General features: G+C 70.4%; 15 protein-coding genes. 5 read left to right on the top strand and 10 right to left on the bottom strand.

What is annotated here, in order from left to right:
• A partial coding sequence (locus JWQ91_RS01815; protein WP_297780005.1) for an EAL domain-containing protein occupies nucleotides 1-2979 on the top strand: 2979 nt, incomplete at its 5' end.
• 46 nt (nucleotides 2980-3025) lie between these two features.
• Here the strand turns inward: JWQ91_RS01815 and JWQ91_RS01810 are convergent.
• Nucleotides 3026-3883, bottom strand: coding sequence for a hypothetical protein (locus JWQ91_RS01810; protein ID WP_297780003.1), 858 nt, complete (start codon nucleotides 3881-3883; stop codon nucleotides 3026-3028).
• A gap of 83 nt (nucleotides 3884-3966) precedes the next feature.
• On the bottom strand, nucleotides 3967-4230 hold the full coding sequence (locus JWQ91_RS01805; protein WP_297779999.1) for a GlsB/YeaQ/YmgE family stress response membrane protein: 264 nt from the start codon (nucleotides 4228-4230) through the stop codon (nucleotides 3967-3969).
• Nucleotides 4231-4373: 143 nt separating this feature from the next.
• On the opposite strand from JWQ91_RS01805, the gene JWQ91_RS01800 reads away from it, so the two are divergent.
• Nucleotides 4374-4943, top strand: coding sequence for a DNA starvation/stationary phase protection protein (locus tag JWQ91_RS01800; protein ID WP_297779996.1), 570 nt, complete (start codon nucleotides 4374-4376; stop codon nucleotides 4941-4943).
• Nucleotides 4944-5070: 127 nt separating this feature from the next.
• On the opposite strand, the gene JWQ91_RS01795 is transcribed toward JWQ91_RS01800, so the two are convergent.
• The 5 genes from JWQ91_RS01795 to JWQ91_RS01775 form a co-directional block, all read right to left on the bottom strand.
• Nucleotides 5071-5604 carry a DUF3618 domain-containing protein gene (locus JWQ91_RS01795; RefSeq protein WP_297779993.1) on the bottom strand — a complete coding sequence of 178 codons (534 nt, stop codon included), beginning with the start codon at nucleotides 5602-5604 and terminating at the stop codon, nucleotides 5071-5073.
• The gene (locus JWQ91_RS01790) at nucleotides 5601-6008 is read right to left on the bottom strand and encodes a phage holin family protein (protein WP_297779990.1); all 408 of its coding nucleotides are present in this window, start codon (nucleotides 6006-6008) and stop codon (nucleotides 5601-5603) included. Before JWQ91_RS01790 ends, JWQ91_RS01795 begins: the two co-directional genes overlap by 4 nt.
• Nucleotides 6005-6754, bottom strand: coding sequence for a hypothetical protein (locus JWQ91_RS01785; protein WP_297779987.1), 750 nt, complete (start codon nucleotides 6752-6754; stop codon nucleotides 6005-6007). The genes JWQ91_RS01790 and JWQ91_RS01785 overlap by 4 nt, the downstream gene beginning before the upstream one ends.
• 77 nt (nucleotides 6755-6831) lie before the next feature.
• Entirely contained in the window at nucleotides 6832-7062 is a 231-nt protein-coding gene (locus JWQ91_RS01780) for a hypothetical protein (protein ID WP_297779984.1), read from the bottom strand.
• Entirely contained in the window at nucleotides 7059-7736 is a 678-nt protein-coding gene (locus JWQ91_RS01775; RefSeq protein WP_297779981.1) for a gamma-glutamyl-gamma-aminobutyrate hydrolase family protein, read from the bottom strand. Before JWQ91_RS01775 ends, JWQ91_RS01780 begins: the two co-directional genes overlap by 4 nt.
• A gap of 159 nt (nucleotides 7737-7895) precedes the next feature.
• Here JWQ91_RS01775 and JWQ91_RS01770 point away from each other — a divergent pair, with 159 nt between their 5' ends.
• The gene (locus JWQ91_RS01770) at nucleotides 7896-9560 is read left to right on the top strand and encodes an alkaline phosphatase D family protein (RefSeq protein ID WP_297779978.1); all 1665 of its coding nucleotides are present in this window, start codon (nucleotides 7896-7898) and stop codon (nucleotides 9558-9560) included.
• An 88-nt stretch (nucleotides 9561-9648) separates the two neighbouring features.
• Here JWQ91_RS01770 and JWQ91_RS01765 read toward each other — a convergent pair whose 3' ends face one another.
• Nucleotides 9649-10050 (bottom strand): LysM domain-containing protein, encoded by a 402-nt coding sequence (locus tag JWQ91_RS01765; RefSeq protein WP_297779975.1) that lies wholly within the window; start codon nucleotides 10048-10050, stop codon nucleotides 9649-9651.
• A 302-nt stretch (nucleotides 10051-10352) separates the two neighbouring features.
• Between JWQ91_RS01765 and JWQ91_RS01760 the strand changes: the two genes are divergently transcribed.
• Nucleotides 10353-11345, top strand: coding sequence for a YihY/virulence factor BrkB family protein (locus tag JWQ91_RS01760; protein WP_297779973.1), 993 nt, complete (start codon nucleotides 10353-10355; stop codon nucleotides 11343-11345).
• On the opposite strand, the gene JWQ91_RS01755 is transcribed toward JWQ91_RS01760, so the two are convergent.
• Nucleotides 11342-12184 (bottom strand): SDR family oxidoreductase, encoded by an 843-nt coding sequence (locus tag JWQ91_RS01755; RefSeq protein WP_297779970.1) that lies wholly within the window; start codon nucleotides 12182-12184, stop codon nucleotides 11342-11344. The genes JWQ91_RS01760 and JWQ91_RS01755 overlap by 4 nt on opposite strands.
• Before the next feature lie 84 nt (nucleotides 12185-12268).
• Between JWQ91_RS01755 and lexA the strand changes: the two genes are divergently transcribed.
• The gene (gene lexA, locus JWQ91_RS01750) at nucleotides 12269-12985 is read left to right on the top strand and encodes a transcriptional repressor LexA (RefSeq protein WP_297779968.1); all 717 of its coding nucleotides are present in this window, start codon (nucleotides 12269-12271) and stop codon (nucleotides 12983-12985) included.
• A gap of 81 nt (nucleotides 12986-13066) precedes the next feature.
• Here the strand turns inward: lexA and JWQ91_RS01745 are convergent.
• On the bottom strand, nucleotides 13067-13810 hold a 744-nt coding region (locus JWQ91_RS01745), incomplete at its 5' end, for an NAD-dependent epimerase/dehydratase family protein (protein WP_297779965.1).

The following is a 13810-nucleotide window of genomic DNA, read 5'->3' as shown; positions in this document are numbered from 1 at the left end:
TGCCTCGCGGCGGCCGCCGACGCCGGTGCCGGCCATACCCAGATCACGCTCGAGCGGTCGGACGCAGACGTCCACGTCCACCTCGTCGTGACCCGCAACGCGGACGCCACGCTGACCGTCGTGGCGGTCGACCAGACCAGGCGGGTCGCCGCCGAGGACGACCTCGCCCGCTCCCAACGCCGCTGGCTGGCGCTGGTGCGCAACGCCGCCGACATCGTCTTCACGACCGACTCCGCCGGCGCCCTGACCTCGGTCACCTCGGCCCTGCCGGAGCGGCTCGGCTGGGCGGTCGAGGAGGTCGTCGGACAGATCGGCCTGGGCTTCGTCCACCCCGACGACCGCCAGCAGGCCGAGAAGGCGTGGGCCGAGGTCGTGACCGGCGACGCCGCCCAGCGCAGCCTCGAGGTGCGGCTGACCCACGCCGACCAGCGGGTCTCCTGGGCCCGCGTCGTCATGACCGACCTGCGCGACGACCCCGACGTCGGCGCCGTCGTCGGCAACGTCACCGACATCACCGAGCACAAGCAGGAGCAGGCCGCCCGGCGCGACATCGAGGAGCGGTTCCGGGCCCGGTTCGACCAGTCCCGCCTCCCCCAGTCGATGCAGGCGGCCGACGGGACGTACGAAGCCGTCAACGACGCGTTCTGCACCCTCGTCGGCCGGGCCCGCGAGGAGCTCATCGGGCAGACCCCCGAGGCCATCACCCACCCCGACGATCCCGGCACCTCGACCACGGTCCTCGACAGCATGCTGCAGGGCGAGGTCGCCTCGGCGCAGGTCGAGCGGATCCTCGCCGACGCCGAGGGCCGGCCCCTCTCGGTCCGCATCGACGCGACCCTGCTGCGCGACACCCACGGCCGGCCCAGCGGATTCGCGGCGTCCCTGCAGGACCAGCGCCCCCTGCGCGAGAGCGAGCTGGCCCGGGTCGAGCTGCAGCGGTTCTACGACGTCGTCACCGAGCGGTCGCGGGACTTCGTGACGATCCACGACCCCGCCGGCAACACGGTGTACGCCTCCCCCGCCGGGCTCGCGCTGTTCGGCACCGCGTACGACCAGGCGACCACCGCGCACGACCCGCGCGTCCACCCCGATGACCGCGCCGAGGTCGCCATCGCGTGGCAGGCCGTGATCGAGCAGGGCGGATCGGCGACGTGGCGCTACCGGGCGATGGGCGCGGCGGGTGAGTGGATCTGGGTCGAGCACACCGCGACCAACCTGCTGGACACCGACATCGGCGGCGTCATCTCCAACATCCGCGACGTCAACGCAGAGGTCGAGGCCGAGCTGGCGCTGCGCTTCTCCGAGGCCCGCTACCGCGCGATCGCCGAGACGGCCGAGGAGGGCATCCTCGTCATCTCGGTCGAGGGGTACGCCGACTTCGCCAATGCCCGGCTCGCCGCGATGCTCGGACTGCCGCTGACCACGGTGTACGCCGTCCCGGTCTGGGCCGTGCTGGACGGGCCCGCTGCCGCGACCGCCGAGCTCCGGGTCAAGGACCGCGCGCACCGCGGGGCGGAACGCTACGAGATCCCCTACTCCCACCCCGACGGGTCGACCCGGGTCCTGCGGGTCACCGCCTCCCCCATGCCTCCGGTCGACGGCCGGCCCCAGGGATCGCTCGTGATGGTCTCCGACATCACCGAGACCCGGCGCAGCGAGCGCGAGCTGCGGCACGCCGCCCAGCACGACCACCTCACCGACCTGCCCAACCGCACGATGCTGATGGAGCACCTGGAGCGGCTCGGGCTGCCGAGCGCCACCAATGTCGCGGCGCTGTTCATCGACCTCGACCACTTCAAGGACATCAACGACGGCCGCGGCCACACCGCCGGCGACCACCTCCTGGTCGAGGTCGCCAACCGGCTCCGCGCGACCAGCGGGCCGTACGACGCGGTGTCCCGCTTCGGCGGTGACGAGTTCGTCGTCGTGCTGCACGACGTCGACGTCGACACCGCGATGGACCGGGCCCGGGAGCTCATCACGGAGCTCGCGCGGACGTACAACATCGGTCACCACACGATCCGCAACGGCGCCACGATCGGCGTCGCGATGTCCCCCGCGTCCTCGGGCGAGGACCTGCTGCGGTTCGCCGACACCGCGATGTACGCCGCGAAGGCCAGCGGTCGCGGCCGGGTCCGCCTGTTCGACCGGGCCCTGTCCGAGCAGGCCGAGGAGCGCTACGTCCTGGGCGCAGAGCTGCTGACCGCGATCGCCGAGGACGGCCTGGACATGCAGTACCAGCCCGTCATCGACATCGACACCGGCGAGGTCGCCGGCGTCGAGGCGCTGGCCCGCTGGCACCACCCCACCCGGGGCACGGTCTCGCCGACCCGGTTCGTGGCGCTCGCCGAGATGAGCGCCAGCGCGACCGACCTGGACCGCTGGGTCATCCGCCGCACGATGCGCGACATCAGCGAGCTCAAGGCCGACTGGACGATGCCCGAGGGCGCCTACGTCGCGATCAACCTGTCGGGCCAGAGCCTGTCCGACGAGAGCCTCGACTCGTTCATCATCGAGTGCACCAAGGACTACGGGCTCGACCCCGGCGTCATCACGCTCGAGATCACCGAGAGCGCGATCATGGCCGACAAGGACGTCGCGATCTCGGTGCTGCAGCGGCTGCGCGACCAGGGCTTCGACATCGCGATCGACGACTTCGGCACGGGCTACAGCTCGATGGCCTATTTGCGGGACCTGCCGATCTCGATGCTCAAGATCGACCGCGGCTTCGTCCGCGGCGTCCCCGACGACCAGCACTCCCTCGCGATCGTCACGTCGCTGATCGAGCTGGCCCGGTCGCTGGACCTCAAGGTCGTCGCGGAGGGGGTCGAGACGACCCGCCACCTCGACACCCTGCGGGCTCGCGGCTGCGCATACGCGCAGGGCTGGCTGTGGAGCCGCGCGAAGTCACCCGCGCAGCTGCGGGAGTCCGGGATCCTGGACCACCGGTTCGGCTCGGACGGCTCGCGCGTCGACTGAGCCGACGTACGTCCGTGGCGGCGGCGGTCGTCGCGCGGCGTACGCGCTAGCGGTCCCTCGCCCAGCGCAGGAACGCCGCGGCGTGGTGCACGTCGTCGAAGCCGTCGCCGACCAGCTCGACCAGCAGGTCGTTGCTCCACACCCCGAGCCGGCCGCGGGTCAGCGAGGACTCGTCGACCTTGGGGAGCTCGAGGCCGTACACGGCCCGGGTGACGCGGACCTTGTCGTCGTACGTCAGCACCGGCAGGAACCGGTCCGGGTCGGCGACCGCGAGGGTCTTGGTCAGCAGCGCCTCGCCGAAGCCCGGCATGGGGGTCGCGTGCTCACCCTCGATCAGCTGGTTGAGCCGGTCCTCGACCTCGCCGGGCCCGCGCAGCAGGTGCTGGACGGTGGCGCGGACGCGGCGGGCGCCCTCGAACTCGCCCATCAGGTTCCACGCCTTGTCGAACGTCGTGGTGTCGCCCGTGTCGCCGCCGGTGCGGTCGTGGACGAACAGCAGCAGGTCCGAGATCACGACCTTGTCGAGCCCCTCGGCGGAGAACGCCCAGCGGAACTTCGCCCAGTGCGAGGCGACGACCGGATCGGCCTGGTGCGGGACCGTCGCGAGGAACTCCTGCTTGAGCAGCTCGGCGCGCTGCAGGTCGACCAGCTCGGCGTCACCCGTGCCGGGGAAGCGCTTGCGCGCCACCGTCAGCGGCACGACGCTGAACCGTGCGGGGGCGGCGGCCTTCTTGCGCGGCGCCGACTTGCGGGCGGCGGCGGGCTTGGGCGCCTCGACCGGCGAGCCGTACGCGAACGTGAAGTCGCAGTCCTCGCACGTCGCCTCCTTGCGCCCGTCGGGGAGGGTGCGGACGAGGTGGACATCGTCCTCACGGACGCACAACGGACAGACGATCAGAGCCACGTCCCCAAACGTACGCCTCGGGCGTACGCGACCGCCCCTCAGCCAGCAGGCCGAGGGGCGGTCGGGGTCTGCTAGACGCAGCGTCAGACGCGGTTCTTCTTGCGACCGGTGACGGCGTTGTAGACGAGCAGGGCGACGATGGCGCCGATGATCGAGCCGATGATGCCGGCGGCGGTCAGGTCGACCCCGCCGTCGCTCACGAGCGAGCCGAGGAATCCGCCGACGAACGAGCCGACGATGCCCAGCAGGATCGTGCCGAGGATGCCGAAGTCGTCCTTGCCCGGCACGACCGCGCGAGCGATGAATCCGGCGATCAGGCCGACGATGATGAATCCGATGATGCCCATGGGGGTTCCTCCCTGTGGTGATGCCGCCGCGGGTGCGCCGGGTGGGCGCGCGACAGCAGCCAACGACGCTAGCGGTCCTTGCCGGTGCGCGCATCTTTGGCGGGCGAGGGTGTGAAAGCGGCCGGATTGGGTAACTCCACAGCATGGCTACTACTCCGAAATTCACGATTCCTGGCCTCACCTCCGCTGACGGCGAAAAGCTCGCGGGCATCCTGCAGGAGCGCCTCAATGCCCTCAACGACCTCCAGCTGACGCTGAAGCACGTGCACTGGAACGTCGTCGGACCCCACTTCATCGCCGTCCACGAGATGATCGACCCGCACGTGGACGAGGTCCGCGACATGGTCGACGAGACCGCCGAGCGCATCGCGACCCTCGGCACCTCCCCGCTCGGCACGCCCGGCGCGATCGTCGCCGGCCGCAGCTGGGAGGACTACTCCCTCGGCCGCGCCACGACCAACGAGCACCTCGGTGCGCTCGACGAGGTGTACGTCCACCTGCTCGAGGACCATCGCAAGGCGCAGGCCGCCGTCTCGGACCTGGACCCCGTCACCGAGGACATGATCATCGGCCAGCAGCGTCAGCTCGAGCTGTTCCACTGGTTCGTCCGTGCCCACCTCGAGAGCACCGGCGGCAAGCTCTCCACCCAGGGTGCGACGTCGGAGAAGAAGGCCGCCGAGGCGGCCCACGCCTCCGCGGACGTCACCGAGTAGGACCCCACAGACGCGAGACCCCGACCCATGCGCTGGGTCGGGGTCTCGTTTGTCCGGGGCTCGCGCCCTTGGACACGACAGTGCCCGCCTTCCCGATCGGGAGGGCGGGCACTGGGCTGTGCGGGTGTCAGCCCTGCGTGTCCTGCTTGACCTCCTGCGCGGCATGCTGGCCCTCGGACGCCACGTGCTGCGCCGAGTCCTGCGCGGAGGACTTGAGCTCGGAGGCGGCCTCGGTCGCCGACTCCTTGAGGTTGCCGCCGATCTCCTGGCCGACCGACTTCGCCTGGTCGACGACCGGCTGGCCGTGCTCCTTGGCGGCGTCGACGGCCTGCTCGGCGAGCTGGGCCTCCTTGTCGCTGGCGGGGATCAGCGAGGCGATGACCAGCCCGGCGCCGAAGGCGACCAGGCCCGCGGCGAGGGGGCTGCCCTCGGCGCGTGAGGCGACACCGCTGACGGCATCGGACGCCCTGCCGGTGCCGTCGGGCGTGGAACCGGCCGCACTGTGCGCCGAGCCCATGACCTTGTCCTTGACCGAGCCGACCCCGCCCTTGACGCTGTCGACCTTGCGACCGACGACCCGGCCGGGGCTCACTCGGTCGGCGAGCTCGTCCACGTTGCGCGTGAGGTCCTCGCGGGTCGCCTCGATGTCGCGCTCGATCACTTCTGGTTCTTTGCCCATTGCACGTCCTCCTTGATCGTCCTCTGCGTGGCCTCGAGCTTCGGGTTCACGTTGTTGAATTCCTTCTTGCCAGTCAGCGCCAGGATGGCGGCGGCAATCGCCCACACGGCGAACACGATGAGCGCGGCCCATTCGGTGTCCATCGCGTTGTTGAGCAGGTACATCACGAACAGGGACAGGAAAAGCAGCGCGAAGTAGCCGCTCATCGCTGCGCCGCCGAGCATGCCGGCGCCCTTGCCCGCCTTGCTGATCTCCTGCTTGACCTCAGTCTTGGCCAGCTCGAGCTCCGAACGCACCATCGACCCCAGGTCGGAGGCGATGTCACCCACGATGTCCCCGAGGGACCGGGCGTCGTCCGGGACGGGAGCGTGGCCCGGCTCGGTCACTGCCGTCCCTCGGCGTTCTGACCGAGGGGCGCCTCGCCGTACGTGCCGGCGGGAGTCGCGGCGGCGAACTGCGGTGCCGCGGTGCCCTGACTAGGCGGCGTGTCGGAGGACTGGGCCTTCTTGGCACCACGGGCCAGTCGGCCGGCGACGAGCCCGGCGACGAGCGCGCCGCCGATGAACACGCCGGGGCGCTGGCGGGCGAACGAGCGTACGTCCTCGAGCACGTCCTGCGGGTCACGGTCGGCGAGCCGCTGGCTGAGGGCGTTGGTGCGCTGCGAGAGCTGGCGAGCCAGGTCCGTCACGGTGCCTTGCTGGGACGAGCCCTCGGCCAGTCCGTCGAGCTCCTTGCTGAGGTCGCCGAGCTTGGACGACAGTCCCTTCAGCTGGGTGCGGGACTGCTCGTCGATCTGGGCCTTGGCGTCGGCCAACAGGTCGGTTGCCTTGTCCCTGGCCTCGCTGGCGACCTGCTGCGCCTCGCCCTTCGCGGTACTCGCGACGTCGGCGCCGTGGTCGGCAGCCGAGCTCGCCGCGTCCTGCGCTGTGGACTTGACGTCCTCGGCCTTGGCCTTGACGCCGGACGACTCGCTGGACGAGCCGCCGCCGTCCGGGGCGTTCAGCGAGGGGTCAAGGTTGCCCGTGCCGGGTGCGGATGTGGCGAACGGATCACCCTGGGTCGTGGTCGCCGGGATCGGGGTGTCGGTCCGGGTTGATAGGGGATCGGTGCCCCAGTCGTTCGATGCAGTCATGCTTCCTCCATCTGTGGCGTGTGACACAGATGTACCCGGCATGTGCGGGTCCTAGTCCCCGCAATTGCAGAAAGATTCTAGCGCCGCCCCCGCGGGCGGGGCTTGGGACCCGTCCGCCGCTCCCCCGGAGCCTTGTAGGTGCCGGCGGCGACGCGTGACATCAGCAGCTGCTGGTCACCCTTCTCCGCCTCGCGGACGAACTGGTGCGCCTTCTCCCCGTGCAGGGTCGCCGCGACGACGCCGTGGTGGGAGATGACGACCTCCTTGCCGACGACCTCCCAGGTGAACCCGCTGGGCCGGCCCTTCACGCGACACCGAGGTAGTCGAGCGCCGCGTCGGTCAGGTCGTGGGCGAGGTTGCGCGCCTTGGGGGCATTGACGTGGGCCTGGCGGATCAGGTCCTTGGCGTCGACCCCGGTGTCGCCGAAGTAGGCCTCGTCGACCCAGCGTTCGTACGTCGTCGGGGTGACCTCGGGGTGAAACTGCCAGGCGATCGCGCGGGCGCCGAAGGTGTCGTCGATGAAGCACTGCGGGCCGCGCCAGGAGGTGCCGAGGACCTTGGACGTCGGCCCGGGCGCGAAGACGTCGGAGTGCATCTGGCCCCACGGCCCCTCGGGGCACAGCCGGGGATCGATCGTGTCGACGCGGCTCCAGCCGAGCTCGGGCTGGTCGGCGCGCCACGACGTCCCGCCGAAGGCGCGCGCCATGAGCTGCGAGCCGTAGCAGATCCCCATCACCGGGGTGCCGGCCCTGAGTGCGGCGAGGACGAATGCGGACTCCGCCGCGACGACGTCCTTCCACTTCGGCTCGTGTGCCGACTTGTCCGAGCCGAGCAGCAGGATCAGGCTGCTCTCGCCGATCTGGTCGTACGGCGTCAGGTCGTCGCGGTCGAGCTCGACGATCTCCCCGCCGCGCTGCACCAGGCGCTCCGCGACGTACCCGCCGTCCTTGTCGGCCGCATCCGCGACCACGTGAATCCGCATGCCCCCATTGTCCCCCACGACCGGCCCATTCCCGACTGGCGCATCCCCGTCCGCGGGTGGCGCAGTTCTGGACGACACGCCGTCCCATTTTCTTCGAACTGCGCCACTCGCGGATCCGTGTTTCATAACCTCCCGGCACATTCGGGCGTTGAGACCGGTGTGACCCAGACCTCTCGTCGTACGTTCATCGCCTCCGGGACGGCCGTCGCGGCCGGTGCCGTCGCCTCGACCCTGCCCGCGCTGCCGGCCGCCGCCGCCACGAGCCGCTACTTCCAGCACGGCCTCGCCTCGGGCGACCCGTTGCCGACCGCCGTCGTGATCTGGACCCGCGTCACCCCGACGACCGCGTCCGCGCCGGGCTCGGGCAAGGGTCCCAGCGCCGTCGTGACGTGGGAGGTCGCGACCGACACGGCGTTCACCAGGATCGCCAAGAAGGGCAGCGTCACCACGACCGCCGCCCGCGACCACACGGTCAAGGTCGACGTCCGCGGGCTCAAGGCCGCCACGACGTACTACTACCGCTTCACCCACCAGGGGTCCCGCTCCCCCGTGGCCCGCACCCGCACCGCCCCGGCGTACGCCGCCGACACCCAGCGGATGCGGCTCGGCATCGTGTCGTGCGCCAACCTGCAGGCCGGCTACTTCAACAGCTACCGCCACCTGGCCGCGCGCACCGATCTCGACGCGATCCTGCACCTGGGCGACTACATCTACGAGTACGGCAACGGCGAGTACGGCTATGGCAACAAGAACGTCGACGTGCGCAAGCACGTCCCGGCGCACGAGGTCCTGACGCTGCGGGACTACCGGCAGCGCCACGCGCAGTACAAGCAGGACCCCGACCTCGCCGCGCTGCACCAGAAGCTGCCGTTCGTGCTGGCGTGGGACGACCACGAGACCGCCAACGACACCTACACCGACGGCGCCGAGAACCACACGCCCGAGACCGAGGGCGACTTCACCGAGCGGCGCCGGGTGTCGCTGCAGGCCTACGACGAGTGGCAGCCCGTACGACTCGGGGGCACCGCAGCGATCAACGACGCCACGACCATCTTCCGCAAGTTCCGCTTCGGGCGGCTGATCGAGCTGTCGCTGCTGGACCTGCGGTCGTACCGCAACGCCCCGGGCGAGGAGTTCAGCCTCGAGATCGGCGTGACCGGCGACCCCCAGCGGGTCATCGCCGGCGACGCGCAGCTCGGCTGGCTCACGAACAACCTCTCCACCTCGCAGGCGCGGTGGAACCTCGTCGGCAACCCGGTCATGATCACGCCGGTGCTGATCCCGCCGCTGCCCAACCTGGTCACCGAGGCGCTGGCCGGGTTCGCGGGGATCCTGCCGACCGAGGGTGTCCCCTACAACACCGACCAGTGGGACGGGTACGCCGTCGAGCGCAAGAAGCTCACCGACCACATCGCGAACAACAAGATCAAGAACGTCGTCTTCCTGACCGGGGACATCCACTCGGGCTGGGCGTGCGAGATCCCCGCCGACAAGGGGCTCTATCCCCTCGGCGGCTCGATCGCGACCGAGCTGGTCACGTCCTCGGTCACCAGCAACAACCTCGACGACATCCTCGGCGCCCCGTCGCGGTCGGCGTCGATCGCGGCCGAGACGGCGTTCCAGGTGCTCAACCGCTACATCAAGTACGTCAACCTGGACGACCACGGCTACTCGGTGCTCGACGTCACGCCGCAGCGGATCCAGATGGACTGGTTCATCATCAGCGACCGCGCCGACCCGAAGGCGACGTCGAGCCGCACCCGGTCCTACGTCGTCGCGGACGGCACGCAGACCGTCACGCCGGTCAGCACCGGGATTGTCTGAGCCCGTGCCCGGGCCCCCACATGACGAAGCCCGGCGGGGTCACCTTCCCTTGTGACCTCACCGGGCTGCGTCGTCCGTGGCGCCGTGCCTAGCTGTAGACCGGCACCGCGATCTCCGAGCCCATCTGCAGGGCGGAGGCATTGGGCAGCGCGTTGAGGCGGATGATGTCGTCCACCGTCGCGCGGATGTCGCCATTGGGGTTGGCCTCGGCGGCGATCTCCCACAGCGTGTGACCGGGCAGCACCCGGACCTGGGTCGTCTCGGGGGCGACGCCGGACTCACCGGTCGCGGTCGACGAGGGGCCGAACACGATCGCGAGGATGCCGATCACCGCGACGGCCAGCGTCACGACGACGATCTTGCCGCGGCGGGTCAGCCGGACGTGGGCCGGCTCCTGCGCCGCGGGCACGGCCCGCAGGTGGCGGACCGGGCGGGCCGCCGTCGGGCGGACGTCGTAGGAGCTGATGCGGTCGAGGGTGATGGTGCTCATGAGTGCCTCCGTGGGGGAAGTGAGACGGTCTGGATGATGTGGTGCGTCCGAACGAACGCTGCTCTCGATGTCATTCGATGGTGCGAACAGGCGTTCGATCGAACACATGTACGACATTAGGGGCGACGTACGACAAAAGGAAGGCTTGATCGAACACAATTTCGATCAGCGTTCGCTCGCGGCTGGAATGGCAGGGGAAAATTCTCGAACATTTGTCGCAGGTCACAGCCCACTCCCCCACCAACGTGCCCGTCCCAGCGCGCCGAGAGGCATTTGAACGCGTGCGCCACTACCGTCGAGGAATGGCAACGAAGAGCACGGTCCTGACCGCCTGGAAGCAGGCCTCGGCCAAGCAGGCGCCCCTGCTTGCGGCCGGCGTGGCCTTCTACACGTTCCTGTCCCTCTTCCCCGCGCTCATCGCCGCGGTGCTGGCCTACGGCCTGGTCGCGTCCCCCGAGACCGTCGCCAAGCAGTCGGCCGAGATCACCGACAAGCTGCCGGCGGACGCCGCCTCGCTCATCACCGGACAGCTCGACGAGCTGACCTCGACGCCGAGCAGCTCACTGGGCCTTGGCCTGATCCTGGCGCTCACGCTGGCGATCTACAGCGCCTCCGGCGGCGTCGGCAACCTCATCACCGCGATCAACGCGATGTTCGGCCTCAAGGACGACCGCAGCTTCATCAAGCGCAAGCTCCTCGCCCTGGGCCTGACCCTCGGCGCGATCGTCTTCCTGCTCGTCCTCATCACGCTGGTCGCCGCGGCACCCGCGGTGTTCGACGCGATCGACATCGTCCCCGGCGTCCGGATCGCGCTGGAGGCGGCCCGCTGGGCGCTGCTGCTCGGCGCCGTCGTCGTCGCGATCGGCATCCTCTTCCGCATCGCCCCCAACCGGGCACCCTCGACCAAGCTGGTCTCCAAGGGCGTCCTCGTGGCCGCGCTGATGTGGGTCCTGGTCTCGGTCGGCTTCTCGCTGTTCGTCGACAACTTCGGCAGCTACGGCAAGACATACGGCGCCCTGGCCGGCGTCGTCGTCCTCCTGCTGTGGCTGTGGATCGGCCTCTACGCGATCCTGCTCGGCGCCACGATCGAGGCGGTCCGCGAGGACATCGTCACGCAGGCCACCGTCGCGGAGGACGAGGAGATCGCCGAGTGGCGGACGTACGACGCGGAGAACGAGACCGTCGCCCCGCAGGTCGTCTACGAGAAGGCGGCCGAGGCCCCCGCCCCGGAGCCCGAGCAGAAGCCGCGGCGCAGGTTCAACCCGTTCCGCCGCAGGAGGAAGGTCTCGAGCTAGTCGGTACGTCGGGCGGCCCGCTTGAGCCGCATCGCACCGACCCGCCGCAGGACGGGGTCGACCCGGGCAGCCACCCGTGGTGCCATCGTGGCCGTGCGCCCGATGACGCCGCGCCAGACCGGCATCGTGCGATAGACCCGGCGGGTGCCGAACATGTCGACCAGCGCCAGGGCCACCTGCTGCGGCTCGTACATCACGCCGGCCGCGAGGATCGCCCGCGTGCCGCCCTCGGGGTCCATCGCGTCGACCATCGGCGTGCTGACTCCGTCAGGGCAGAGCGCGTGGACCCGGATCCGGTCCTTGCGGAGCTCGGCGTGCAACGACGTGGCCAGTGACAGCACCGCGGCCTTCGTCGCGGCGTACGTCGCCAGACCCCGGACCGGGGCGTGGGCGCTGAGCGAGGCCATGATGCCGATCTCCCCGCCCTTGATCCCGATCGCGGCCTGCTCGCGGAAGGCCTGGGCCGCCGCGCGTACGCCCCACATGACGCCGAGCACGTTGACCTCGACCATCGCGCGGGCCTGCCCCGTCGTGATGGCCGTCAGGTCGCCCTCGAACAGGACGCCGGCGTTGCACACCCACGCGCCCAGCGGGGCGATCTCCCGGGCGGCGGCCGCCACCGCGGCATTCGCGTCGGGGTCGGTGACGTCGAGCCGCAGCCCCGCGCGGGCGCCGATCTGCTCGGCCGTGCGCTCGGCGGCGTCGATGTCGACGTCGGTCACGACGACCTCGTAGCCCCGGAGCACGAGCTCGACCGCGATCGCCTTCCCGATCCCCCTCGCGGCTCCGGTGACGACGGCTGAACGGGGACTTCCTGGCTGCACGAGCGTGATGGGCATCGGACCAACCTAGGAGGTCCGGACCGCGACACGCCATCGAACATATGTTTGAACTGGGCCCGTGATCCGGGTTACTGTTCCCCCATGAGCGATGATCGCAACGCCGACGTCACCGAGCTCCCGGACGGGCCGGCCGACGACTCCGGTCTGACCGCACGCCAGCGCAAGGTGCTGGTGTTCCTGCGCGACGAGATCGAGACGCGGGGCGACCCGCCCAGCATGCGCGAGATCGGCGCGGCGGTGGGCCTGACCAGCACCTCCTCGGTCGCGCACCAGCTCCGAGCCCTGGAGGGCATGGGCTACGTCAAGCGCGATCCCAACCGTCCGCGCGCCCTCGAGATCTTCCTGCCGGACGTCCTCGCCGCCCGCCGGGCGATGAGCCCCGCGGCCGAGATCGACGAGACCGGGATCAACGACGCCGCGCCGACCGCGGTCAACATCCCGATGGTCGGCCGCATCGCCGCCGGTGGGCCGATCCTCGCCGAGGAGCGGGTCGAGGAGATCTTCCCGATGCCCAAGTCGCTGGTCGGCGACGGCACCCTGTTCATGCTCGAGGTGTCCGGCGACTCGATGATCGACGCCGCGATCTGCAACGGCGACTACGTCGTGATCCGCCAGCAGCCCAATGCCGAGAACGGTGAGATCGTCGCGGCGATGCTCGACGGCGAGGCCACGGTCAAGACGTTCCAGCGCAAGGACGGCCAGGTCTGGCTGCTCCCGCACAACGACGACTACTCCCCCATCGACGGCACCCACGCCACGATCCTCGGCAAGGTCACCGCCGTCATCCGCCGCGTCTGACCCACCCAGCCCAGATTTGCGGAGTTCTGCACCGTTCCGGGACATCCGAACCGTGCAAGAGTCCGCAGATCTGGGCTGGTTCTAGGCGGGGTGGGCCTGGCGGGCCTTCCAGGCGCTGGCGACCATGTCGTCGACCGAGTGGCGCATCGTCCAGCCCAGGTCGCGGGCGGCGAGCTCGCCGGAGGCGACGATCCGGGCCGGGTCGCCCGGGCGCCGGTCGGCGATCTCCGGCTCGAACGCGATCCCGGTGGCACCGGCGACGGCCGTCATGATCTCCCGCACCGAGACACCGTCCCCGCTGCCGAGGTTGTAGACCGGCTCCAGCGGCTCGCCGGCGAGCAGCTTCTGGGCGGCGACGACGTGTGCGTCGGCGAGGTCGGCGACGTGGATGTAGTCGCGGACGCAGGTGCCGTCCGGGGTCGGGTAGTCCGTCCCGTTGATGCGCGGCGTCCGCCCCTCGAGGAGGGCCTCGATGACGAGGGGGAACAGGTTGTGCGGGCTCGTGTCGTAGAGGTCCGGGACGGCCGAGCCGACGACGTTGAAGTAGCGCAGCGAGGTGTGGTGCAGGGTGAACGCCCGGGCGGCGTCCCGCAGCAGCCACTCCCCGATGAGCTTGCTCTCGCCGTAGGGCGACTCCGGCGCGGTCGCCGTCGCCTCGGTGACGGTGTCGACGTCGGGCGTGCCGTAGACCGCGGCGCTGGAGGAGAAGACGATCTTGTCGACATTCGCCTCGTTCATGGCCTGCAGCAGGCTCACGGTGCCCTGCACGTTCTGCTCGTACGTGTGCAGCGGACGCGCGACGGACACCCCGGCGTACTTGAACCC

Source organism: Aeromicrobium sp. (assembly GCF_025965075.1).
Classification (GTDB): domain Bacteria; phylum Actinomycetota; class Actinomycetes; order Propionibacteriales; family Nocardioidaceae; genus Aeromicrobium.
This window is presented reverse-complemented; position numbering and strand designations above follow the sequence as displayed.

Excerpts from the sequence above, each read along its gene's own strand:
- JWQ91_RS01805 (WP_297779999.1), bottom strand. The coding sequence starts at position 4,230 with ATGGGCATCATCGGATTCATCATCGTCGGCCTGATCGCCGGATTCATC.
- JWQ91_RS01800 (WP_297779996.1), top strand. The coding sequence starts at position 4,374 with ATGGCTACTACTCCGAAATTCACGATTCCTGGCCTCACCTCCGCTGAC.
- JWQ91_RS01785 (WP_297779987.1), bottom strand. The coding sequence starts at position 6,754 with ATGACTGCATCGAACGACTGGGGCACCGATCCCCTATCAACCCGGACC.
- JWQ91_RS01775 (WP_297779981.1), bottom strand. The coding sequence starts at position 7,736 with ATGCGGATTCACGTGGTCGCGGATGCGGCCGACAAGGACGGCGGGTAC.
- JWQ91_RS01765 (WP_297779975.1), bottom strand. The coding sequence starts at position 10,050 with ATGAGCACCATCACCCTCGACCGCATCAGCTCCTACGACGTCCGCCCG.
- JWQ91_RS01760 (WP_297779973.1), top strand. The coding sequence starts at position 10,353 with ATGGCAACGAAGAGCACGGTCCTGACCGCCTGGAAGCAGGCCTCGGCC.
- JWQ91_RS01755 (WP_297779970.1), bottom strand. The coding sequence starts at position 12,184 with ATGCCCATCACGCTCGTGCAGCCAGGAAGTCCCCGTTCAGCCGTCGTC.
- lexA (WP_297779968.1), top strand. The coding sequence starts at position 12,269 with ATGAGCGATGATCGCAACGCCGACGTCACCGAGCTCCCGGACGGGCCG.